The sequence below is a fragment of the Kiloniella sp. genome, assembly GCF_048270245.1.
In the GTDB taxonomy this organism is placed as follows: domain Bacteria; phylum Pseudomonadota; class Alphaproteobacteria; order Kiloniellales; family Kiloniellaceae; genus Kiloniella.
In genome coordinates this window covers 498,639-522,645 of the sequence record NZ_JBLWTH010000002.1, presented here as the reverse complement: position 1 = coordinate 522,645, position 24,007 = coordinate 498,639, and the positions used below count along the sequence as shown (strand labels likewise).

Below are 24,007 nucleotides of genomic sequence, written 5' to 3'. Positions count from 1 at the left end.
TTATTCCTCGCCATCCAGTTCAACCAGCACATCACCTTCGTTGACCTGATCATCTACCTGCCCCAGAAAAGCTTTCACTGTGCCTTTGGTTGGGGCAACAATGGTGTGTTCCATTTTCATGGCTTCGAGAACCATCAAGGGATCACCAGCATTTACTTTGTCGTCAATAGACGCAAATATTTTAATGATTTTTCCTGGCATTGGGGCACGAAGGCCACCAGTATCTTCTTCCAGGTTTTCGGCAGCAATCAATGGATCAAACAGGTGGACCTGATAGTGCTGATTTTCTAAGAAAACATGGCGTTCCAATTCGTGAGAGATAACGGAAGCCTTGGTTAATTTACCATCTACCGTGACTGTCACTCTATCATTGTTTACCTGACCGGAAACCATGTATTCCTTTTCGTTGATCAAGAGGCTGTAGCCGTCTGCGTGATATGTCGCAACGACATTATGTTCTTGATCGTTCTCGATGAAGAGTAGTCTTTTTTGTGCTCTGCCCCCTAAACGCCATCCGTCTTGGGAACCCCAAGGTGAATGAGGATCTGATTGAGGAATGTTTGGTGTATGTCCTTGTAATTCCACAAGAGATGCGAGGATTAAGGCGAGGTCCGAAGCCGTTGATTTCTCGGGGAACAGGCTTTCCTGTTCTCTTTCTATCAAACCGGTATCCAGTTGGGCTGCTTTAAAAGGAGGCACATTGGCAAGTCGATTAAGGAACGCAACGTTGGTTTCAAGCCCGACGATATGTGTGTCGTTCAGGGCTGAACTTAACCTATCCAATGCTTTTTCCCGTGTTTCATCCCAAGTAATCAACTTGGCAATCATAGGATCGTAATGCGGGGAGACAACACCGCCTTGTTCGACACCTGCATCAATACGGATGTTTTCAGAGGCGGTTGGAAATGTCAGGCGAACCAGTTTTCCTGTCGAAGGGAGAAATCCATTATCAGGATCTTCGGCATAGATCCGGGCTTCAAAAGCATGGCCGGATAGTGAAATTTCATCCTGTTTTGCGGGAAGAGGTTCTCCGGCTGCGATACGAAATTGCCATTCGACAAGATCGAGCCCTGTAATAAGTTCTGTAACAGGGTGTTCTACCTGCAGGCGTGTATTCATTTCCATGAAATAGAATTCGCCATTTGGGGCAAGAAGAAATTCGACGGTACCTGCGCCACGATATCCTACAGCTTCTGCAGCCGCGATCGCAGCTTTGTGCATGGCATCGCGGGTTTCATCACTTAACCCCGGGGCAGGGGCTTCTTCGATGACTTTTTGATGGCGACGTTGCGAAGAACAATCACGTTCGAACAGATGGATTGTGTTGCCATGGTTATCAGCAAAAACCTGTATCTCAACGTGACGTGGGTTTTCGATGAATTTTTCAATGAGAACACGGTTATCGCCAAATGCTGCTTTTGATTCTCGCTGACAAGATGCAAGCGCTTCTTCAAACTGTTCAGCTTTGTGCACGATCCGCATGCCTTTACCCCCACCACCAGCAGAGGCCTTGATCATTACAGGGTAGCCAATTTTCTTTGCTTGCTCGACAAGGTGAGCCGTGTCTTGGTTTTCTTCCTCATACCCCGGCGATAAAGGAACACCGGCTTCTCGCATCAGGCGTTTGGAAGCTGATTTATCCCCCATGTCGATAATTGACGATGCTGGCGGGCCGATAAAGACAATATCATTCTGAGCACAATTGTTGGCAAAGTTGGCATTCTCAGAAAGAAATCCATAGCCGGGGTGAATAGCCTGAGCACCTGTTGTCTTTGCTACATCGAGTATTCGATCTGCGAGAAGATAGCTTTCCGCAGGAGGCGGAGGGCCTATATGAACTGCTTCGTCGGCTTCCTGCACAAAAGGCGCATCCTGGTCGGCGTCAGAATAGACGGCAACGGTTTTTACCCCCATCAGATGTGCGGTCCTGATTATGCGTCTGGCGATTTCACCACGGTTTGCAATAAGGATTTTATTAAACATTCAATTCTTCCTGATCCAAGTCCGATTTAGGCGACCCAATAAGCTTTGCGTTTTTCGAAGAAGGCGCTGAGACCTTCGCGTCCCTCGGGTTTTAACCGCTGTTGAGCGATGAGTTCAGCTGTTTCATTCATTAAGGTATCGTCGGGTTGTCGATGACTAACCGTTTTAATAAGCTCCTTTGCTACATGGAGGGCGTCAGGTGCCGCAAGAGCCAAAGATGACAATAGGTCTTCTATGGTTTGGTCCAGTTTTTCATCAAGACAGCTTTCATGAACAAAGCCGATATCGGCTGCTTTATCCGATTTAAAAATTTCAGCGGTCAGGACGTACCGACGGGCTTGTCTTTCGCCCATCGCGGCAATTACATAAGGTGCAATGGTTGCAGGAACCAAACCGAGTTTTACTTCAGACAGACAAAATTTGGCATATTCCCCTGCAATTGCGATGTCAGCCACCGCTGTCAGGCCAACGCCGCCACCAAAAGCGGCCCCCTGTACTCGTGCGATAACAGGTTTAGGGCATTCTGCTATAGTATTGAGCATGTGGGCGAGCTTGAGAGCATCGACCCGGTTCTCTTCTGCTGTAAAGTTTGCTGCGCGTTTCATCCAGCCGAGATCGGCACCAGCACTGAAGCTTTTGCCTCTACCGCCCAGCACAATTGCCCTGATGTCAGGATTTTTACCCAATTCATTAAAGGCCTGGGTTAATTCTGCGATCATAACTTCATCAAGCGCATTGTGAACTTCCGGGCGGTTCATCCAAACCCATGCATTAGATGATTTGATTTCTATTTCAAGTGTTTGATAGGTCATATCATTACATCCTGAAGACACCGAACTTGGTGTCTTTTATTGGTGCATTAAGGGAAGCTGACAAGCCAAGGGCTAGGACCCGACGCGTTCGAGCGGGATCAAAGACACCATCGTCCCAAAGACGTGCAGACGCGTAATAAGGCGAACTCTGTTCTTCGAACATGTCGAGCATTGGTTGTTTAAATTCTTTTTCTTCCTCTGCTGACCAACTACCACCTTTTGCTTCGATATTGTCACGGCGAAGTGTGGACATGACAGAGGCAGCCTGTTCGCCGCCCATGACCGAAATGCGTGAATTCGGCCACATCCATAAGAAGCGCGGCTGATAAGCTCTGCCGCACATGCCGTAGTTACCAGCCCCGAAGCTTCCCCCGATCAGAACGGTGAACTTCGGTACATTTGCTGTCGCAACCGCGGTAACCATCTTGGCACCATCTTTTGCAATGCCGCCTGTCTCGTACTTACGGCCAATCATAAAGCCGGAAATGTTCTGTAGGAAAACAAGCGGAATACCCCGTTGCGCACAAAGCTCTATAAAGTGGGCCGCTTTCTGGGCACTTTCTGAAAAGAGAATACCGTTATTGGCAACAATACCGACAGGATAGCCCCATATGCGTGAAAAGCCACAGACAATACTGGTACCGTAACGGGCTTTGAACTCATCGAAACGAGACCCGTCAACAATGCGGGCAATGACTTCGCGCACATCATAGGGTGTTTTTAGGTCACTGGGGACAACACCATAGATTTCTTTGGGATCATAGAGCGGTTCTTCAGGCTTGGACAGATTGAGCTGATTTGGCTTTTGCCAGTTCAGATTACCAACCACATGTCGGGCGATGGTCAGAGCATGTGCATCATTTTCAGCCATATGGTCCGCGACACCGGACAGGCGAGTATGAACATCTGCGCCACCAAGATCCTCGGCCGAGACAATTTCGCCTGTTGCTGCTTTTACGAGGGGGGGACCGCCCAAGAAAATTGTGCCCTGCTCCTTGACGATAATTGTTTCGTCAGACATGGCCGGGACATAAGCGCCACCAGCTGTACAGGACCCCATAACAACGGCGATTTGGGGGATACCCATAGAAGACATTTGGGCTTGATTATAGAATATCCGGCCAAAATGATCTCGATCGGGGAAAACTTCGTCTTGGTTGGGAAGGTTTGCGCCACCTGAATCTACAAGGTAAATACAGGGAAGCCTGTTTTCCTGTGCAATTTCCTGAGCCCGCAAATGCTTTTTAACTGTCATGGGATAGTAAGTCCCCCCCTTGACCGTTGCATCGTTTGCCAAAATCATACATTCGACACCGGATACTAAACCAATGCCCGCAATAACCCCTGCGGCGGCGATGTTGGCATCATACATATTATGCGCAGCTATTGGAGAGATCTCTAGAAAAGGTGAGCCGGGATCAAGCAGGGCCTCAACGCGTTCTCTTGGAAGCATTTTTCCACGAGAAAGGTGCTTTTCGCGTGCTTTTTCCGGGCCGCCTTTTGCTGTTTCAGCCAAGATGTTGTTCAGATTATCTACCAAGCCCTGCATATGAGCAGTATTGGCCTTGAATTCTTCTGATCTAGGCGAAATTTTAGAACGTATGACAGACATTAGGCTGTCTCCCCAAAGAGTTCCCGACCGATAAGGTATCTACGGATTTCGCTGGTACCTGCGCCAATTTCATAGAGCTTGGCGTCGCGCCATAAACGGCCAGTCGGGAATTCGTTGATATAGCCATTGCCGCCCAGAACCTGAATTGATTCGCCGGCCATCCATGTGGCTTTTTCTGCGGAATAGAGGATAGCACCAGCCGCATCTTTTCGAGTTGTCTCTCCACGATCACAAGCTTGCCCAACGGCATATACATAGGATCGACAGGCGTTCCACGTTGCGTAGATATCGGCCATCTTCCCTTGCATTAATTGAAACTCACCGATGGCTTTGCCAAATTGTTTCCGCTCGTGGATGTAGGGGACAATGATATCAAGGCAAGAGGACATAATACCCAAGGGGCCACCAGATAAAACCGCACGTTCATAGTCCAGACCGGACATGAGAACACGTACCCCGCCGTTCAAGTCACCAAGAATATTTTCTTCCGGGACTTCACAGTCTTGGAAGACCAGTTCTCCGGTGTTTGAGCCGCGCATACCAAGCTTATCCAGCTTTTGGGCGACGGAAAAACCGGGAAAGTCCTTTTCGATAATAAAAGCGGTGATACCTTTTGGCCCTGCTTCGGGATCAGTTTTGGCATAAACAACTAGCGTATCGGCATCTGGGCCGTTTGTGATCCACATTTTGTTCCCGTTAAGGATATAATGATCACCCTTTTTCTCTGCCTTAAGGCGCATGGAAACAACATCAGAACCAGCACCGGGCTCTGACATGGCTAAGGCACCAACATGTTCTCCGGTGATCAGTTTCGGCAAGTACTTGGACTTTTGCGCGTCCGTTCCGTTACGTTTAATCTGATTGACACAGAGATTTGAATGGGCGCCATAGGATAGCGCAACAGATGCCGAAGCACGACTGAGTTCTTCCATTGTGACAATATGGGCGAGGTATCCCATACCACTGCCGCCATAGCTTTCATCGGCAGTGATGCCCAATAGCCCCATGTCACCCATTTTGCGCCACAGATCCATCGGAAATTCGTTGGTTTCATCAATCTCGGCAGCACGGGGGGCGATTTCTGCATCAGCAAAGGCTTTGACGCTATCTCGCAACATGTCGATTTCTTCACCGAGGTTGAAGTTTAGACTAGGGAAGTTATGGCCTGTACTCATGATTTTTATCTCCAGTGAGGAAACTTAGTTTGCTGTTTTAGATTTTTGAATTTTTGCAATTGTCGCGGCGACGTCGGGCTTGTTTTCCATACGCATAAAGGTGCCTTGAGCTGCGGCAACATGGACTTCTGAATCATCGTTTTGCTGGGCGTAAACATCCATGCGGGCGATTGTAACACGTCTGCCAGCTCTTAGGACGGTGCCTTTACCAATTAATTTTTTTCCTGCGCCGGGTGCCATCATGTTGATTTTGTATTCTACTGTCAGAATTGAATCATTTTCTTCTATCAATGTGTAGGTGGCATAACCCCCCACGTAATCAGCAAGGGCACCGATAACCCCACCTTGAAAGAAGCCATGATGTTGGGACAGTTCGGGACGAAATGGCAGCTCCATTTCTACATAGCCAGGTTCAATGACGGTTAACTCTGCACCAAGTGTTTTGCCGAAACCTGTATTGTTGTAGCTATCGCGAATGAGATCAGCGTAGCCCGGGTTTCGAGGTTCAAAGTGTGTTTTGGTCATCGGTTCTTCCCTGTGTTCTTTTATTTTAGCTCGGGTTTTATTTTAATTCATTGAGCCGTTGTTGAACGGAGCTATTCACCTGATTAAGTTCTTCCAGAGTTTCCAGAATGTCTTTTTGTTTTTGTTCCAGCTCTGCCTGTCGTTCAGTGATGCGCCCCTGTAGTTTCTCGAGCTGTCCGCGCTCCCCTGGGGCATGATCATACATTTCGATGATCTCTCTGACTTCTGCCAAGCTAAACCCAAGACGCTTCCCTCTTAGAATAAGTTTTAATCGTGTTCTGTCCCTTGGTGTATATAGACGCTTCCGAGCTTGCCGTTCTGGGTTGAGAAGTTTCTCATCCTCATAAAATCTGAGAGTACGCGTGGTAATCCCAAATTCCGTGGTGAGTTCCGTAATGGTGTAGTAGCGTCGTTTTGTCATTGTTATAGTATTTTCGCATTTTACGTAAACGTCAATACTGTTTAAATTTATTAATAAAAACAATTATATATTGTTGGATTTATAAGAATCTAATGGTTTTTCTGTACTGTTTATGATGAGATCCTTTAGGCTTGTCGTTAGACCGCATATTCATTCTACATAATAGGAAAATTCAAATGACACCTTCAGAGGAAAAGACCTTATCTAAGGCTAAAAGCGTATCCTCAACGGGGGCACCGCCAAAGTTATCGGCGGTAGATGTCGTTCGGATGAGCTTTGAGACTGAAAGGTTAATGTTACGTCGCTTTACCTCAGATGATTACCAAGCACTTTATGATATGCGCAGTCAGGGCGAGGTGGTGAGGTATCTCTATGGAGGTGCTTATACTCCTGAGAAATACAGGCTGAACTTGATCAACGCTTGGCCATGAAAAGCTTTGATCAGGATGGTGACAAAGTTATTCTGGCGGTTGAAGAAAAAGCAACAGGATCTTTTGTTGGGGACCTTGTTCTTGTTCTAAATGATAAAGCATCTTGTCAGGGGGAAATAGGTTTTGTTTTTAACCCCCAACACCAAGGTAAAGGTTATGGTTATGAAGCTGGGAGAGAACTAATCCAGTTTGGCTTTGAAGCCGTGGGCTTACATCGCATCATTGGACGTTGCGATCCGAGAAACAAAGCATCAGCAGGATTGTTACGTAAACTTGATATGCAGCAAGAAGCACATCTTGTTGAAAACGTATGGACAAAAGGAGAATGGACAAGCGAACTTATTTTTGCCCTACGTCGTTCGCAATGGCCCGAAATAGTGAAAATATAAATATGAAAGTTACCGGAACTTCCAAAAACTGACATGAATTTGTCATGCCTTTGAAATCAGAACGCGGCATAGCAGGGGAGAATAAATACAATCCATCGGGAGTCACGTAATGAAAAATATTGGTAAGTCCGCAAGTCTGGCTGTTGTGGCTATGTGTCTGGCAACATCGGCGTTTGCCGTTGAACCTTTTAGCCGCCTGTCTTCTTTTCCAATTTATGAAAATCTGCCAAAAGGCAAAGATAAAGCGACAGAAACGGTTGCTGAGATTGTTGCTCCGGCGATGAAGGGAACGATGCTTGTTTACACGGACTCTGAACTGGAAGCGATCGGTAAAGTTGATATATTTGATCCTGCCAATCCCAAACCTGCTGGCGTTGTAAATGTTGGTGGTGAGCCGACATCTGTGACTGTTAAAGGTAACTATGCCTATGTCGGGGTTAATACCTCTAAGAGTTATGTAAAGCCTTCTGGTTATATGGCAATTGTTGATCTCAAAGCCAATAAGATAGTCGCGAAATGTGATGTATCCGGACAGCCTGACAGTGTTGCACTTAGCCCGAACGGAAAATACCTTGCAGTTGCCATTGAGAACGAGCGGGATGAAGACTTGAATGATGGTGTCATTCCGCAAAGTCCGGCTGGGCATCTTGCGACATTCCGTTTGAATGATAAGGGGTTGCTTTCAAATTGTGATAATGCTGCTATTACTGAGTTAACAGGTCTCGCGGATATTGCGCCGACTGATCCCGAGCCTGAGTTCGTTTCTATCAACGGGCTTAATCAGGCTGTTGTGACACTTCAGGAAAACAATCATATCGTTATTGTTGATCTGGAAAATAACAAAGTCGTCAATCACTATTCTGCTGGTACATCGTCAATCGCTGGTGTTGACAACACAAAAGATAAAGCAATATCCCTAACTGAAAGTCTTTTTGATCTTAAGCGCGAGCCAGATGCTGTTTCTTGGATTGATGATGATCGTTTTGTAACGGCAAACGAAGGTGATTACGAAGGTGGATCACGTGGCTTTACCGTGTTTTCCAAGTCAGGTTCGGTGTTGTTCGACAGTGGTTCTCAGACAGAACGTTTGGCTGTATCAATGGGGCACTATCCGGAAAAGCGGTCTCATAAAAAGGGAACAGAGCCCGAAGGTGTAACTGTTGGAACTTACGGTGAGGATCGCCTTGTTTTTGTCGGGCTGGAACGTGCCAATCTTATTGGTGTTTATCAGGATGTGAAAACGGCTGGTGGATTGAACAATCGTTTTGATTTTGTTCAGGCATTGCCATCTGGCGGTGTTGGCCCCGAGGGAATTGTGACTATCCCATCGCGTGGACTTGTTGTTATCGCAAATGAAAAAGATGCTGTTAAAGACGGCTATCGCTCAAACCTGACGATTTATAAACAGGGTAATGAGGGCGTAAGTCTGCCGCAGATTGTGTCTGTCGATGGGCCGAATGGTACACCGATTAGTTGGGGTGCTCTATCAGGCCTAACCGCTAATGCGACCGATCCATCAATCCTCTATGCTGTGAATGATAGCTTTTATTCCACAGCGGATATCTTCACAATTGATGTGGCGTCTCGTCCGGCCCGTATCGTTTCGTCTCGTCGTATTACCAAAGCTGGGAAGCCTGTTGAGAACCTTGATCTTGAGGGTATCGTTGCCGCACCGGATGGTAGTTTCTGGGTTGTTTCGGAGGGTAAACCCGAAAAGCGCGAAAGTAAGTTGTTGCACGTCTTGCCAACAGGGCAGGTAGCCCGTGAGGTGCCCCTGCCTGTTGAGCTTGAAAGTCAGATGAGGAAGCATGGTCTGGAAGGGGTAACACTTTACAATGATACGCTTTATATCGCTGTTCAAAGAGCCTGGAAAGATGATGCCAAAGGTTATACCAAGATCATCTCGCATGATTTGAAAGCAGGAACCTGGGGTGTAAATGCCTATCGTTTGGACGAGCCTGAAAGCCCTGCTGGCGGCTGGGTTGGTTTGAGTGAAATCACCAGTCTGGGTAACGGTGATCTGGCGATTGTCGAGCGTGATAACAAAGGCGGCCCGGATGCAGCGATCAAACGCGTTTATCGTGTATCTGTTAAGCACACTGCCGCTGCTGAACTTGGCGCGAAGGAAGTTCCGGTTTTACGTAAAACGCTGATCAGAGATGTTCTTGCTGATTTGAACCGTGCGAATGGCTGGACGCCTGACAAGCTTGAAGGCTTGACGGTTGCTGCTGACGGAACCCTATATGCAGTGACAGATAATGATGGTGTTGATGATTCAACTGGCGAAACTTTGTTCTTGAATTTGGGGCCAATTGATAAGGTCCTTGCCAGTCAGTAATACTGAAGGTGATTAACGCAGAAAGGCCCTAACGGTTTGTGGTTAGGGCCTTTTTTGTGTGAACTTCCGTCTAACTAAGATGTTGACGTTCGTAGCTGTCCGACAAAATTCATAACTTGTTGTTCCAGTTGTCCAGCTTCTTCAGCCAGGCTTGAAGCTGAATTTTGTACTTGCTGAGCAGCGGAACCTGTTGCGCTTGCTGTTTCTCTGACTTGTATAATATTAGATGTTACCTGTTCTGTTCCGTTTGCAGCTTGCTGGACAGACATTGTTATCTCAGATGTCGCAGCGCCTTGCTCTTCAACAGCTGATGCAATTGCCGTTGCAACCTCATGAATTGACTTAATCGTTCCAGATATACTCTGTATGGCTGATACGGCATCTTTCGTTTCAGTTTGGATAGAATTGATCTGTGAAGAAATATCTTCTGTTGCTTTTGCTGTTTGATTTGCTAGGGATTTTACTTCGGATGCCACAACAGCAAAGCCTTTTCCAGCTTCACCTGCTCTCGCTGCCTCAATTGTAGCGTTAAGTGCTAGCAGGTTTGTCTGTTCTGCTATGTCGTTAATAAGTTTGACGACTTCACCAATTTTATCCGCGGCGAGGGCCAGACCTTCAATCTTGTCATTTGTAAGTGATGCTTCTTCTACCGCATTGTTTGCTATGTCGGCTGATCGCTGAACTTGCGATGATATCTCATTAATGGATGCTGATAACTCTTCTGTCGCCGCCGCGACCGATTGAACATTTGTTGATGCTTCTTCTGCGGCGCTTGCGACGACGGATGTTTGGCTGGATGATTGTGTTGCTGCGCTGGACATATCCTGGGCAACCGTTTTCATGCCGTTTGCTGACCCGGACAGTGAAGAAATAATGCGCCCGATAGATGCTTCAAAGTCATTCGCCATCTGTACTCGAGCTTCGTTATTTTTCTCTTTTGCTGTTTGCTCAATCAATAATTGTTCTTCGCGCGTTTTTTCAATTTCTTTTTGAGCAAAGGTCGCTTCAGATAAAGCAGCCGCCGCTTGGCTGAACGCAGCTTCTAACTTAATAGCCAACCATAAAAGAACAACGGTTTCCGCGATAACAATTACGGCATGCAATACTACCCGGAAAAAATCAGCCCCTGAAGGGAAGATAGCTACGGGTAGTAAGAAATTTAATACTAAATGGTGAACCGCGACAGTCGCTGCGGCGATGATTATTGCTCTCCAGTTGCAAAGTGCAGTTACCATAGCCAGGCTTGCAAAAAAGTACATATGGATGTCAATTTGCCAAGGATGTCCCTTGAAAAGATAGGTTATGATGGCTGGCATCAAACTTAACCCGACAGCGATGATATAGTGTGTCGCGGCGGCGTTAATCCCGGCAAATTTCCACGTAAGCCCAACCGCAAGAGATACCGCAATCGTCATAACCGTAACGTCTAAAAACGGGACATCGAGAATGACGGCTATTATTGGTGTCAAAACGATGTGCGCAAAAATGAATAGAATAAACATCTTTGCAGCACGGGTTCTAATCGTTTGTAAGTCGTTCATGGCTTTAGACTCTTGTAATTGAACTTATGTTTCTGTGAAGAAACAGCTACCTGTCGCGACGGCATCAAGTAATAAAACCGCTGAAGGAATCTGTATATCCGTTGTTAAGATCTCTTTGCCAAAATCGACAATGAGTAAATTATCCCAATAACCTATTCTGACTAATCTGGCGTCCATGGTGTCGAGTGCTTCTATGTTTTTTTGAAAAGTTTGCTCTGGTGAAAACAGCACCGCAACTTGTTGAACGCTTTCTGCTGGGCGAAAATACATATACCCCAGATAGACACTGCTGAATAAAATCAGTAATAACGCTGGGGTTAGATTTTTGAGAGAAAATTTATTCTCCGCATCCATTAAGTGTTCCCTTGTGGAGGGGTAGGTTTCATTAACAGCCTTTTCCTCTATATTTGATACCTATTAAGGGGGTATTAACCGATATAGATATTTAGGCGTCTACAAGTTAAGATCTTGCTAACGACAGAAATTTTTTGAGAAATACAAAGGTTGAGCAACGTTAAGGTAAGCTGTTGCTGCAGATGGTATCGTTTATGCTGTGGCAGATAACGACGGTGAAGATGATTCAACTGGTGAAACACTGTTCTTGAACTTAGGGTCAATTGATAAGGTCATTGTCAGTCAGTAGTTTCATTAAATTGTTCTCTTAAGAAAGCCCCAATCTTTGTGAGGGGGGCAGTTCATTTCTTATTTATAAGCGTAAACTATGTAATCTGAACTGTGAAGTTTGTTTCATCGATACTCTGTGATGAATGTAGGTGGCACTTAATCAAATAGAATAATCTAGCTGGGACCCAGCTTGTTGATTAAGTAATTTGGTCCATGCTATATGCTTGTTAAATTAGATAAATTTAATAAACATATTAATAGATGGGGTAGATTTAATTATGAGAAAAATTACACTGTTACTGAATGCTTGTATTGTGATGACACTCGCATCGTGCGTTACAACAACTGAAGAGCAACGCATTGTTAGCGAACAGCATTTTAGAGATGTCGTTGTAGAGAAAAAGCTATCAAACACTCGTGTTGATGTTACCTTAAAACTCACGCAGGATGGTCTTATTGAAGGAACAGAGCCAAGTGGTGAAATCAAAGGTACATGGCTTTGGGATGGTACACGATTTTGTCGTGATGTGACTACAGGCCCTTTAAAAGGTAAAACTTGCCAAGTTGTTACGCTAAAAGATACTAAAGTTTCTGTTAAAGATGTTGAGGGCAAAATCAGGACTGCAACCTACCGCATTTCTGAATAACTAAGTATATATAATTAAATCTAGAGATAATATATTTTTTCTTGGAAAGAGCTTTGCTCGAAACAAAGCACCTTAGTGTATTCGTAGATTTCCTCGTGATTTAAGCCTCAGGTAAGAAAACTTTTCTCTCACGGGTTACTTTTTCAACGATGAAGTCGACGGCTGCTCTTATTCGGGCAAATCCTTGCAGGTCAGCATGGTAGATAAGCCAGAAGGTCCGCATGAAGTTGACTTCTTCACGCAGCACTGGAACAAGGTTTTCCTGATTGTCTGCCATAAAGCAGGGCAGGATACAGATACCAGCCCCTGTTGAAGTCGCGTGCATCTGGGCGATCAGGTTTGTACTGCGTAGTTGGGGACGCAGTTCTTTACCTATTTGAGGGACATAGTTCAGTTCTGGAGAGAAGATCAAGTCTTCAATATAACCCACCAGACGATGTTCTTTCAGTTGATCTTTATGTGTTATGGGGCCGCGTCGTTCTAAATATTCTGGCGATGCGTAAAGTCCCAAGCGATAGTCGGTGAGTTTACGGGATCGCAAACGTCCTTCTGTCGGGCGGCTTAGGCCAATGGCGATGTCTGCTTCGCGTTTTGAAAGGCTAAACATGCGTGGCATTGCGACGAGATCAATTTCCAACCCCGGGTGTGATCGACAAAGATCACAAATTTTTGGCGCTAGAAAATAACTGCCAAAACCATCGGGTGCCCCAATCCTGACGGCCCCGGTTAGATCTAGATCAGCTCCGGCAATTTCATTTTGAACACCCATTGCCATGGTTTCCATGGACTCCGCCGCACCAAGTAATCGTTGCCCGATTTCTGTGAGCGCATAGCCTTGGGGGCCGCGTTCGAACAAGGTTGCGTTCAACGCGGTTTCGAGGGCCTGAATACGTCGGCTGACTGTGGTATGATCCACTTTCAGGCGTTTTGCCGCAATTGTCAGTTTTCCTGTTCGCGCAACGGCGAGGAATGGGCGGAGGTCATTCCAGTCAAAAGTAGGGTTCATAATGTATTTTCGCACACTGGTTTGTCACTATTACCTATAGCTGTGCAAAAAAAACAATGCAAGTCTATGTGACAAGATCAAGAAGCTGGCATCTTTTATTCAGATGATCCGATTTGGATTTTTGAATTTATAGGCAGATGCTCTTTTAAACAATTTGCCGCGTTCTATTTCTGTGTTTTCAACATATGTTCAGACGCGATCACTATTTGAAGGAGATGCGGTATGACCGCGGAACTCTATCACCTGATTGGTGGCGAAAAAGTAAAAGGTACTTCCGGACGTTTTAGCGATGTTTTCTGGCCAATGACCGGAGAAATTGCCGCGAAGGTGCCTCTGGCTTCTGAAGACGAATTAAGAGCTGCTGTGGAAAATGCCAAAGCAGCACAACCAGCTTGGGCGGCAACTAACCCGCAAAAGCGTGCGCGTGTGATGCTCAAGTTCTTACATCTTTGCCAGGAAAACTACGACGAACTTGCCGAAATGCTGTCCCGTGAGCATGGTAAAACAATTCCTGATGCCAAAGGTGATATTCAGCGCGGTCTAGAAGTTGTTGAATTTGCCTGTGGTATCCCACATTTACAAAAAGGTGAGTTTACCGAAGGTGCTGGCCCGGGCATTGATATGTTCTCTATGCGCCAACCTTTGGGCGTTGTCGCAGGCATTACGCCTTTTAACTTCCCGGCCATGATCCCGATGTGGAAATTTGCGCCAGCAATCGTTTCTGGGAATGCGTTTATTCTTAAACCTTCCGAACGTGATCCTTCTTTACCACTCCGTCTGGGTGAACTGATGCTGGAAGCTGGTCTTCCGGCTGGCATTTTGAATGTCGTGAATGGTGATAAAGTATCTGTGGATGCTATTCTGGATGACCCGGATATTAAAGCCGTTGGTTTTGTTGGTTCGACACCGATTGCTGAGTATGTCTATACACGGGCAACCGCACAGGGTAAGCGAGCTCAGTGTTTTGGCGGGGCGAAGAACCACATGATTATTATGCCTGACGCAGATTTGGATCAGGTCGCGGATGCGTTGATCGGCGCTGGTTATGGATCTGCCGGGGAACGCTGTATGGCTATTTCTGTGGCTGTTCCTGTGGGTGAAGAAACAGCTGACCGCCTCATCGAAAAGCTAACGCCACGTGTTGAAGCTTTGAGAATTGGCCTGTCGACTGATCCCGATGCTGATTTTGGTCCAATGGTTACAGCCGAAGCAGTTGAACGTACCAAGGGCTATGTTGGTCTTGGTCTTGAAGAAGGGGCAAAGCTGGTTGTTGATGGCCGTGACTTTGTCATGCAGGGCTATGAAGAAGGCTTTTACATGGGCGGGTGCCTGTTTGATAACGTGACACCTGATATGCGTATCTACAAAGAAGAGATTTTTGGCCCGGTTCTCTCGGTTGTACGTGCCAAGGATTATGAAGAAGCCCTGCGTCTGCCAAGTGAGCATGAATATGGTAATGGTGTTGCGATCTATACCCGTGACGGTGATACAGCACGTGACTTCATGACCAAAGTGAATGTTGGTATGGTTGGTGTGAATGTTCCTATTCCTGTGCCGCTTGCCTATTACACATTTGGTGGTTGGAAGCGTTCTGGTTTTGGTGATTTGAACCAGCACGGACCAGATGCAATTCGTTTTTACACCAAGACTAAGACGGTAACTCAACGTTGGCCTTCTGGTGTGAAAGAAGGTGCCGAGTTCTCAATTCCAACAATGGATTGAGTCTAAAAATACGGGGTGCTTCCAGATTGCTGTTATAGCAGTTGGGGTATCCCGTTCTCTTTGTTTCTGAATAAAAGATGAGCTGATGAGCCAATTTGAACTGAATGAAGAACAGTGTGCTATTCAAGAAATGGCACAGGATTTCGCCCGTGACAAAATTGCACCTTTCGCGTTGGAATGGGATGAAAAAGAACATTTTCCTGTTGATGTAATGCGTGAAGCGGCTGCACTTGGTATGGGGGGGATCTATGTTCGGGATGATGTCGGTGGCTCTGGCTTGGGACGTTTGGATGCTGCGTTGATTTTTGAAGCGCTTTCTGCTGGATGTCCGGCTGTATCTGCCTTTATTTCTATTCATAATATGGCATCGTGGATGATTGACCGCTTTGGTACGGAAGAACAGCGCCAAAAGTGGTTGCCGCAAATGATGACCATGGATCTTATCGCCAGCTATTGTCTGACGGAACCATCAGCAGGATCTGACGCTGCAGCTTTGAAAACCAAAGCGGTTCGTGATGGTGATGACTTTGTCATTAATGGTGCGAAACAGTTTATTTCTGGCGCGGGAACATCTGATCTTTACTTGGTTATGGCCCGTACGGGCGGTGATGGGGCAAGTGGTGTTTCTTGCTTTCTGATACCAAAAGATGCCGAGGGTGTTTCTTTTGGGGCCAACGAAAAGAAAATGGGATGGAAAGCGCAACCGACAAGAACCGTCGTCATGGAAGACGTGCGCATTCCTGCTGCCAATATGATTGGTGAAGAAGGGCAGGGCTTCAAAATTGCCATGATGGGACTTGATGGTGGTCGTTTAAATATTGGTGCTTGTTCCCTTGGTGGTGCACAATCTGCCTTGGATAAAGCCATTGGCTATATGGGCGAACGCAAAGCCTTCGGGAAGTCACTTGCTCAGTTTCAAGGATTACAGTTCAAAGTTGCCGATATGGAAACTGAACTGACCGCGGCCCGCACGCTTTTATATACAGCGGCAACCAAGCTGGATGCGAAAACACACGACGCCACGCGCTGGTGCGCAATGGCGAAACGTTTTGCAACAGATACCGGTTTTACGGTGGCAAATGAGGCCCTTCAAATTCATGGTGGTTATGGATATCTGGCGGATTACGGTATCGAAAAAATTGTTCGAGACCTAAGAGTTCATCAAATTCTGGAAGGGACCAACGAGATTATGCGACTGATTATATCTCGTGATCTGTTGAAAGGAGACAGAGCATGACAGATGAGTTGATCATTCGGCAGGAAGGTAGTGCAGGACGCATTACGCTTAATCGGCCCAAGGCTTTGAATGCTCTTTCTTTGGATATGGTTCACGGAATGTTGGCTGCTTTGGAAAGCTGGCAAACAGACGAAACTGTTAGGGTTGTTATTGTTGATGGCGCTGGTGAACGCGGTTTGTGTGCAGGGGGGGATATTCGCGCCCTTTATAAATCTGGACAGGAACGCGACGGTGTTGCTCAAAAATTCTGGGCAGATGAATACAAACTCAACGCGCTTATTGCCAATTATCCCAAGCCCTACGTTGCCATTATGGATGGGATTGTCATGGGCGGTGGTGTTGGCGTTTCGGCTCATGGTAGCAATCGCATCGTTACCGAGCGTTCGATGATTGCGATGCCTGAAACCGCCATTGGTCTGTTCCCTGATGTGGGCGGAACGTGGCTTTTGGCAAATGCCCCGGGTGAAGTTGGCACATTCCTGGGATTAACCGGGCATCGTATCGGGGCTCAGGATGCTATTTATGCCGGATTGGCAGATGTAGAAATCCAAAGCGACAAGCTGCCGAACTTGATTGAAGTACTATCTCAGGCCGATTACGGTACTGATGCGCGGGCTGATGTTGATAGTTTGCTCAGAAGTTTCACCGTGAGTTCCGGTCAATCTCAGCTTGCTGAAATCAGAGGGCAAATTGATCAGATATTCTCTTATAACTCTGTCGAAGAAATTGTTTCTGCAGCCGAAAGAACAGATAGCGATTTAGGGCACAAAATTGTTAAAGATCTTGCTGGGCGCGCACCGCATTCAATGAAGGTAACGCTGGCTGCTATTCGTAAGGCCAGCACGCTGGGCGGGATCGAAGAAGATCTGGATATGGAATACCGCCTTGCGTGTCGCATGTTCGAACAGAAAGATTTTTTCGAAGGTGTACGTGCGGTTGTTATCGATAAAACCGGAAATCCTAATTGGTCCCCCGCGACATTGGAAGCTGTGCCTGAAGCAATGGTGAGCGATTGTTTTGCAAGTCTGGGATCAAATGAACTTGGTCTGTCATCTGGGATAATCCGGTAAATCGGAAAAGGAAAAGAACATGAAAACTATAGCATTTATCGGATTGGGTAACATGGGCGGCCCGATGGCGGCTAACCTAGTGAAAGCCAACTATGTGGTTAAAGGTTTTGATCTGTCCGAAGAAGCAAAAGATCAGGCCAGAAAAGACGGTATTGAAATTGCTGAGAATGTTGACGAAGCCGTAGCTGTTTCGGACGCGATTATTACAATGCTTCCGGCGGGAAAGCATCTTCTCAGTGTTTATGAAGTTACGCTGAAAGCCGCTAGACCCGGGTCACTTTTCATTGATTGTTCGACCGTTGATGTTGATAGCTCACGCACGGCGCATGACGCGGCTGAAAAAGCGGGTATGTTATCTCTCGATGCGCCGGTCTCTGGTGGTGTTGGCGGGGCAACGGCTGGCACCTTGACCTTCATGGCTGGCGGCACCAAAGAAGCCTTTGATCAAGCACATGAGCTTCTGGATGTTATGGGCGGGAAAATTGTTCATTGTGGCGGTGCTGGCAATGGACAGGCTGCAAAAATCTGCAACAACATGATCCTCGGTATTTCCATGATTGCTTCATCAGAAGCTTTTAATTTGGCTGAAAAGCTGGGTCTTGATCATCAAGCGCTGTTTGATGTTGCGTCGACCTCTTCGGGCCAGTGCTGGTCAATCAACACCTATTGTCCCGTTCCCGGGCCAGTGCCAACCAGCCCTGCAAATAATGACTATACACCGGGATTTGCGGCGGCCTTGATGCTGAAAGATTTAAAACTCTCACAGGACGCTGCCAAATCTGCTGGTGTGCCAACCCCGCTTGGGTCTCATGCAGAAGAGCTTTATCAAAGCTTTAATGATGCAGGTGGTAGCGGGGTAGATTTTTCGGGTATTATCAATCATTTAAAGAGCGATAAATAACATTTTGTTTCGTTGGTTTTCCTTTCGGCGATAACGTAAATTTGGGGTGATCATGTTAAGCTACGGGTCTGATTATCGCGCGGTTAAAGGTGCCTTTGAGTGGGATATCCCAGATAGTTATAATATCGGTGTTGATGTCTGTGATAAATGGGCCAAGCGCGCCCCGGATCGCTTGGCATTGAGTTTTGTGGATACTGATGGCAATGTCGCTGACTATAGCTTTGGTGATCTGAGAGACTATTCAAATCGTATGGCGAACCTTTTGTCGTCATCGGGAATAAACCGGGGCGACAGAGTTGCCATTTTACTACCTCAGTCTTTGGAAACAGCATTTTCGCACATTGCGGCCTACAAAATGGGCTGCATTGCGGTACCCTTGTTCATGCTCTTCGGTGTTGAGGCGTTGGAATATCGACTGTCAAATTCAGGTGCACGGGTTGTTATTACCAATCAGGCTGGTGTCGAGAAAATTAATGAAATCAGAGACCGATTGCCAGATTTGAAACACGTCTATTCCATTGATGGGGCTTCTGCAGGTGGTGGTGGTGCTTCTGCTGGGGCGAGAGATCGAGCCGAGGATCTGCATCGTGATTTATTGACGCATTCCACAGATTTTACCCCTGTCCAGACAAAACCGGACGATCCGGCCTTGATTATCTATACCTCTGGAACGACAGGGCAACCAAAGGGCGCTCTCCATGCGCATCGTGTCCTACTCGGACATTTACCGGGGGTTGAGATGTCACATGATTTCTTTCCTCAACCCGGCGATAAAATCTGGACACCCGCAGACTGGGCGTGGATTGGGGGACTTCTGGATGTCTTGCTCCCCGCGCTACATCACGGGGTAACGGTTGTTGCCAGACGTTTTGAGAAGTTCACAGCCGAGGCAGCATTCGATCTGCTCGCGGAACAGGGGATCAGGAATGCCTTTATTCCGCCAACGGCCCTGAAAATGATGCGGTCCGTTTCTGACCCTGAAATTCGCTGGGACCTTAACATGCGTTCTATTGCTTCTGGTGGAGAGTCTCTGGGGACAGAGCTTCTGGAGTGGGGGCAAAAAACATTTGGGCTAACAATCAATGAATTCTATGGGCAAACAGAATGCAATATGATTGTGTCCTCCTGTGCCAAAATTATGGATGCAAGGCCTGGCGTGATGGGACGTGCGGTTCCCGGACACAATCTGGCAATTGTTAATGATGAGGGAGAAATCCTTCCACAGGGTACTCTGGGCAATATAGCTGTTAAATCGCCTGATCCTGTCATGTTCCTAAAGTACTGGAACAATCCTGATGCAACTGAGGCCAAGTTTGCGGGTCATTGGCTGTTAACAGGTGACACAGGCATTCTTGATACGCAGGGCTGGATACAGTTTGTCGGGCGGGATGATGACGTCATTACGTCATCCGGCTATCGCATTGGTCCTGGCGAGATTGAGGACTGCTTGATGGGGCACCCGGCTGTGCGCATGGCCGGAGTAGTTGGTAAACCAGACCCACAACGAACCGAAATTGTAAAAGCCTTTATCGTGCTCAATGATAATTTTCTTGGGGATGATAATCTGGCATCAGAAATTCAACTCTTTGTTAAAAAACAACTGGCCGCCCATGAATACCCGCGCGAAGTCGCTTTTGTCGATACTCTACCCATGACCACAACAGGTAAAATTATTCGACGAGAACTTAGAGATTTGGGGTAAAAATTTTGCTGAAGTGAGAGTAATCAAAAAGATTACTCTCGCCCGTATTGATTATAACCAAACCTGATCTTTCAGATTATGAGTAATCAACTTTTGATAGAGGCCGTCTCTGGCCTCTGTGTTTTTGGGATCGGCCCAGTCTCGTTCTATAAGATCCCAATCCGGATCTTTGGGGGCCAGTCCCAGAGTTTCAATATAATCTTGTTCTGTTACCAAAAACTGGGTGCCATAGGTCAACAGGTATCCGTTGGTCTGGTACCTGTGTTCTTTGGCTTCGGGGTAGAACACGGTCCAGAAGTTTGTATAGGGCATACATCTGGGCGGGCAGAGAAGTTTGCCATAATCAAGCTCTGACCTCTCGCTTGTCGGGATAGGGACAGAGTCCATCTGGATAATTTGAGATAGATGTGACCAGCCCTTAAACCCAAGCACTTTTGCAATTTGAGACAAACAATGCTTGCGTTTTATGGTCTCGATAATTTCGAGATCAGACAGATTTTTTAAATCCGGGTTCTTTTTAATGAAAGCAAGGCTCGCTTGTTTCCCCGTCGTGATATTACGGTGAAGGATGCGGGCGTTGTGTTTTAGCTCATGGATAATATCAGCCATAGAGTTTCTCCTTGTACCGGATCTATCCGCTCCTAGCGATCCAGAGAATTCTTTGGGTGATTACTCATCATTTACATCGATAATAACAGAGTGTTGTGACTTTTGGCGGTGAGGCACCCCTGTGTACCTTGTGCCGGACACTAGAATAAAAATAATCGGATGACAATAGGGGTGTATTTAAGAAGCTTTGGTTTCAACTAAATCAAGGGGAAGTCCTGTGGTATATTTGACCTGAGAAACGGCAAATCTAGAATGAACCTCGGCAATGTTAGGGAGCTGTAACAGATGGTCTCGTAGGAAGCGCTCGTAAGCACGCATGTCGGTTGTGACAACGCGTAGAATATAATCCATGCCACCACTGACAGTATAGCATTCGGTAATCTCGTCAAAACGGCTTACCCGGCGTTCAAAGTCCTCCAGACCGTGCTGGGCCTGTGCAGAGATTTTTACAGTGGTAAAGACGACGATTTCTAAGCCAAGACTGTCAGAGTCAATAATAGCAACACGGCGCTTTATAATCCCTTTTTCTTCCAAACGTTTTATCCGTCGCCAACAGGGCGCTGGGGAAAGACCGACTTTGTTCGCAAGTTCTGCATTGCTGATATCAGAATCGTGTTGAAGAATGTTTAGGATTTTTTTATCCGTATTATCAATCTTAGGCAGCATAAATATTTCTCATATTTTCAAATAACTGAAATCAGATTGCTATTATAGAGAGTTTATCATGAAAATAGAAAGAACATTTCTTTCAGCTTGAAGCAAAATAATAAGAGCCAAAAAACAATAATAATTGGCAGAAATAAACAGAGCTTGAGAAGCATGCTTAGGCATATGTTCAAGCATGTGTTTTCTGGGAGAGAGCTGCACATTGGTTTGTGTTTTTGATCACTTTGATACCCCAAACTGGCTACGGGAAGCTGGCTAATTGGATTTCAGATGGTGATCGACATTGATTAATGATTTGGTCTTCAATCGTCACTGTGTTGGCTTTGATCCAATAAAATGACGTGATTACCGCATATGCATTTACCGCCCCGTTCTGCTTGAGCTTATAGATTTAAAGGCGTCACCAAACAGATTGGTTAAGACGAACTGGGGAATAGATTATGTCTGATACATCGAACATGGATGTCTTTAATCACGAGGCCTTTTCCGGCCATGAGCAGGTGGTATTCTGTCAGGATGAAACCAAAGGTCTCAAGGCTATCATTGCAATCCATTCGACAGCACTGGGACCTGCTGCTGGCGGATGCCGTATGTGGCATTATCGGGATAACGGTTCGGCTTTAAACGATGCTCTCAGGCTTTCAAAAGGCATGAGCTACAAAAACGCCATGGCCGGACTAAGTCTGGGCGGAGGAAAAGCCGTTATTATCGGGGATGCCAAGACCGACAAATCCGAAGAGCTTTTCCGTTCCTTTGGACGTTTTGTAAATGGACTTGGTGGTCAATACATTACCGCAGAAGACGTTGGAATATCTGTTTCAGACATGGAAGTTGTCTCCCAGGAAACCCCTCATGTTGCGGGGTTAAATTCTGGACTTGCCGCGAGTGGTGATCCTTCTCCCTTCACTGCTCGCGGTACTTTTAACGGTATCAGAGCTGCGGTGAAACACCAACTGGGTAAAGACAGCGTCGCTGGTTTAACAGTCGCTGTGCAGGGGCTTGGACATGTGGGGTGGCATTTGTGTAAGGAATTACACACAGCCGGGGCCAAGTTAATCATTGCCGATATCAACGAAGATGTTGTTCAACATGCCGTTAAAGAATTCGGTGCCAGAGCAGTGTCCTGTGATGAAATACTCTTTACAGACGTTGATGTCGTTGCGCCCTGTGCGTTAGGTGCAGTTTTGAATGAAACATCTATTCCCAAGTTAAAATCAAAGATCATTGCAGGCGCTGCGAACAACCAGCTTGCCAGAGATTCTGACGGTATGTTGCTACGGGATCATAACATCCTCTACGCGCCGGATTATGTGATTAATGCTGGTGGTATTATCAATGTGGCTGCAGAAATTGAGGGAAAGTATGACCGAAAATGGGTCGATCAAAAAGTCGCCGCTATCTATGACGTTTTGTTGGATATTTTCAAACGTGCGGATCGGGAGCAGGACGCAACAAGCACGATCTCTGATCTTATTGCCCAAGAGAAAATTGCAAAGGCGTCTGAATCTGGAAGGCCTGAGTTAAAAAAAGATATCGTTGCTTAAATAAATTAAGTCTGAGCATTTGAACCCAAGTAATTAAAAATCAGCCCTGGATTGTTGACATCATCCAGGGCTGATGCGTTCTAAACTTTTTCTGCACCGTAATAGAGACTCACAGTATGTTTGGCCTCTGCAAAGAACAGCCATCTTTCGGTGACAATTCCTAATGCGCCGGACAGTATTGAGAGTATGATCGCAAGGTTGCTCAGGAACTCATTTGACAGCATACCTGAAAGTGAAATCAGAAAGATTGGGAGAATAAAGCCAAAGATAAAGGTGATATTTCTCAGCTTTTGTCTGTGTTTTCTGGCAATTTTAAAACCCATTTCTTTCATCAAGTAGTTTGCTTCGGTATGAGCCGCTTCCAAAAGGCTAACTTTACCCATTGATCCAAGGCCCGTTGCACTTCCAACAGTGCTTTGGGCGGTATTTTCATTGATGTATTGCCAGTAATAAAACTTATGTACGACTGCTATAATAATTAGTGCGATGGTTAACATGTCAAACAGTTGGTCGTTTTTACCCTGTAAATGCAAAATGGCATTCAATAACAAGGCACCCGTCGAGAGGGATAATACTAGGTAGCCAGCAGGTACAAACTTGTTGTGCCATGCTGCAACAGGTTTCAGGCAGGCATAAATCATTGATGTGCAGTAAACGGTTGCACTGCATAACAATAACGCCGCGATGCCGATAAGCGGCAGAAGGGCAAACTCATTACTTGATAAAAATGCCCACCAGAGGCCATAGATTCCTGTGGGCAGGAAGGTAACGATAGCAAGAATACCTTCGCGACTTAGCCAGGATGACCGCCATTGTGTCAGGGCACGCCAAGCTCGTTCTGGTCGACCGAGATGGAATGTTGAAGACAGAAGTCCCAAAATAATAAGGATGAAGGCTGTGCCAAATCCGCTGAGAGCTAACGCTTGATCTGTTGAAATAACGCCAAGCATATGCCCAAGGATAAGAAGGAAAAGAAGCCCGTAACCTGCGCCTGAAGCGGTTGTGAAAAGAATAACTGATTTTGCCGGATGCATTTGAAAACTCCTTTCTTT

The 24,007-nt window shown here is 46.3% G+C and carries 22 protein-coding genes; 10 read left to right on the top strand and 12 right to left on the bottom strand.

All coding sequences use genetic code 11. The features are described 5' to 3' along the window. From ACN0W5_RS07620 to ACN0W5_RS07595, 6 genes are read right to left on the bottom strand one after another with little or no spacing between them, the layout of a single operon-like run. On the bottom strand, positions 1-1,983 hold the full coding sequence (locus ACN0W5_RS07620) for an acetyl/propionyl/methylcrotonyl-CoA carboxylase subunit alpha (RefSeq protein WP_417453547.1): 1,983 nt from the start codon (positions 1,981-1,983) through the stop codon (positions 1-3). A 26-nt stretch (positions 1,984-2,009) separates the two neighbouring features. After that, positions 2,010-2,795: an enoyl-CoA hydratase/isomerase family protein gene (locus tag ACN0W5_RS07615; protein WP_417453546.1), complete on the bottom strand. Its 786-nt coding sequence runs from the start codon at positions 2,793-2,795 to the stop codon at positions 2,010-2,012. Between the two features lie 4 nt (positions 2,796-2,799). Beyond that, positions 2,800-4,407, bottom strand: a complete 1,608-nt coding sequence (locus ACN0W5_RS07610) for a carboxyl transferase domain-containing protein (RefSeq protein ID WP_417453545.1) — start codon at positions 4,405-4,407, stop codon at positions 2,800-2,802. Beyond that, the gene (locus tag ACN0W5_RS07605; protein ID WP_417453544.1) at positions 4,407-5,582 is read right to left on the bottom strand and encodes an isovaleryl-CoA dehydrogenase; all 1,176 of its coding nucleotides are present in this window, start codon (positions 5,580-5,582) and stop codon (positions 4,407-4,409) included. Before ACN0W5_RS07605 ends, ACN0W5_RS07610 begins: the two co-directional genes overlap by 1 nt. A gap of 24 nt (positions 5,583-5,606) precedes the next feature. Then, complete coding sequence (locus ACN0W5_RS07600; protein WP_417453543.1) at positions 5,607-6,107, bottom strand: PaaI family thioesterase; 501 nt, start codon at positions 6,105-6,107, stop codon at positions 5,607-5,609. A 37-nt stretch (positions 6,108-6,144) separates the two neighbouring features. Next, the gene (locus ACN0W5_RS07595) at positions 6,145-6,528 is read right to left on the bottom strand and encodes a MerR family transcriptional regulator (RefSeq protein WP_417453542.1); all 384 of its coding nucleotides are present in this window, start codon (positions 6,526-6,528) and stop codon (positions 6,145-6,147) included. A gap of 176 nt (positions 6,529-6,704) precedes the next feature. Here ACN0W5_RS07595 and ACN0W5_RS07590 point away from each other — a divergent pair, with 176 nt between their 5' ends. The 3 genes from ACN0W5_RS07590 (at position 6,705) to ACN0W5_RS07580 (ending at position 9,686) form a co-directional block, all read left to right on the top strand. Beyond that, positions 6,705-6,959: a GNAT family N-acetyltransferase gene (locus ACN0W5_RS07590; protein ID WP_417453541.1), complete on the top strand. Its 255-nt coding sequence runs from the start codon at positions 6,705-6,707 to the stop codon at positions 6,957-6,959. After that, the gene (locus ACN0W5_RS07585; protein ID WP_417453540.1) at positions 6,956-7,348 is read left to right on the top strand and encodes a GNAT family N-acetyltransferase; all 393 of its coding nucleotides are present in this window, start codon (positions 6,956-6,958) and stop codon (positions 7,346-7,348) included. Before ACN0W5_RS07590 ends, ACN0W5_RS07585 begins: the two co-directional genes overlap by 4 nt. Before the next feature lie 109 nt (positions 7,349-7,457). Beyond that, positions 7,458-9,686: an esterase-like activity of phytase family protein gene (locus tag ACN0W5_RS07580; RefSeq protein WP_417453539.1), complete on the top strand. Its 2,229-nt coding sequence runs from the start codon at positions 7,458-7,460 to the stop codon at positions 9,684-9,686. Between the two features lie 74 nt (positions 9,687-9,760). On the opposite strand, the gene ACN0W5_RS07575 is transcribed toward ACN0W5_RS07580, so the two are convergent. Both ACN0W5_RS07575 and ACN0W5_RS07570 read right to left on the bottom strand, forming a co-directional pair. Beyond that, complete coding sequence (locus ACN0W5_RS07575; RefSeq protein ID WP_417453538.1) at positions 9,761-11,227, bottom strand: methyl-accepting chemotaxis protein; 1,467 nt, start codon at positions 11,225-11,227, stop codon at positions 9,761-9,763. Positions 11,228-11,251: 24 nt separating this feature from the next. Next, positions 11,252-11,581 (bottom strand): hypothetical protein, encoded by a 330-nt coding sequence (locus ACN0W5_RS07570; protein ID WP_417453537.1) that lies wholly within the window; start codon positions 11,579-11,581, stop codon positions 11,252-11,254. Between the two features lie 548 nt (positions 11,582-12,129). On the opposite strand from ACN0W5_RS07570, the gene ACN0W5_RS07565 reads away from it, so the two are divergent. Next, entirely contained in the window at positions 12,130-12,498 is a 369-nt protein-coding gene (locus ACN0W5_RS07565; protein ID WP_417453536.1) for a hypothetical protein, read from the top strand. A 100-nt stretch (positions 12,499-12,598) separates the two neighbouring features. Here ACN0W5_RS07565 and ACN0W5_RS07560 read toward each other — a convergent pair whose 3' ends face one another. Continuing rightward, a complete protein-coding gene (locus ACN0W5_RS07560) occupies positions 12,599-13,504 on the bottom strand; it encodes a LysR family transcriptional regulator (RefSeq protein ID WP_417453535.1) in 906 nt (301 codons plus the stop codon). A gap of 222 nt (positions 13,505-13,726) precedes the next feature. On the opposite strand from ACN0W5_RS07560, the gene ACN0W5_RS07555 reads away from it, so the two are divergent. The 5 genes from ACN0W5_RS07555 (at position 13,727) to ACN0W5_RS07535 (ending at position 20,136) form a co-directional block, all read left to right on the top strand. Beyond that, positions 13,727-15,226 (top strand): CoA-acylating methylmalonate-semialdehyde dehydrogenase, encoded by a 1,500-nt coding sequence (locus ACN0W5_RS07555; protein WP_417453534.1) that lies wholly within the window; start codon positions 13,727-13,729, stop codon positions 15,224-15,226. Between the two features lie 85 nt (positions 15,227-15,311). Next, a complete protein-coding gene (locus ACN0W5_RS07550) occupies positions 15,312-16,463 on the top strand; it encodes an isobutyryl-CoA dehydrogenase (protein ID WP_417453533.1) in 1,152 nt (383 codons plus the stop codon). Continuing rightward, a complete protein-coding gene (locus tag ACN0W5_RS07545) occupies positions 16,460-17,533 on the top strand; it encodes an enoyl-CoA hydratase/isomerase family protein (RefSeq protein WP_417453532.1) in 1,074 nt (357 codons plus the stop codon). Before ACN0W5_RS07550 ends, ACN0W5_RS07545 begins: the two co-directional genes overlap by 4 nt. 19 nt (positions 17,534-17,552) lie before the next feature. Beyond that, the gene (mmsB, locus tag ACN0W5_RS07540; protein ID WP_417453531.1) at positions 17,553-18,434 is read left to right on the top strand and encodes a 3-hydroxyisobutyrate dehydrogenase; all 882 of its coding nucleotides are present in this window, start codon (positions 17,553-17,555) and stop codon (positions 18,432-18,434) included. A gap of 52 nt (positions 18,435-18,486) precedes the next feature. Continuing rightward, complete coding sequence (locus tag ACN0W5_RS07535; protein ID WP_417453530.1) at positions 18,487-20,136, top strand: acyl-CoA synthetase; 1,650 nt, start codon at positions 18,487-18,489, stop codon at positions 20,134-20,136. A 51-nt stretch (positions 20,137-20,187) separates the two neighbouring features. On the opposite strand, the gene ACN0W5_RS07530 is transcribed toward ACN0W5_RS07535, so the two are convergent. Continuing rightward, positions 20,188-20,745 (bottom strand): hypothetical protein, encoded by a 558-nt coding sequence (locus ACN0W5_RS07530; protein WP_417453529.1) that lies wholly within the window; start codon positions 20,743-20,745, stop codon positions 20,188-20,190. Positions 20,746-20,922: 177 nt separating this feature from the next. Beyond that, positions 20,923-21,411, bottom strand: coding sequence for an Lrp/AsnC family transcriptional regulator (locus ACN0W5_RS07525; protein WP_417453528.1), 489 nt, complete (start codon positions 21,409-21,411; stop codon positions 20,923-20,925). Between the two features lie 440 nt (positions 21,412-21,851). Here ACN0W5_RS07525 and ACN0W5_RS07520 point away from each other — a divergent pair, with 440 nt between their 5' ends. Next, a complete protein-coding gene (locus ACN0W5_RS07520) occupies positions 21,852-22,955 on the top strand; it encodes a Glu/Leu/Phe/Val family dehydrogenase (RefSeq protein WP_417453527.1) in 1,104 nt (367 codons plus the stop codon). A gap of 80 nt (positions 22,956-23,035) precedes the next feature. On the opposite strand, the gene ACN0W5_RS07515 is transcribed toward ACN0W5_RS07520, so the two are convergent. Further along, positions 23,036-23,989: a dimethyl sulfoxide reductase anchor subunit family protein gene (locus ACN0W5_RS07515; RefSeq protein ID WP_417453526.1), complete on the bottom strand. Its 954-nt coding sequence runs from the start codon at positions 23,987-23,989 to the stop codon at positions 23,036-23,038. Between the last annotated feature and the right edge of the window lie 18 nt (positions 23,990-24,007).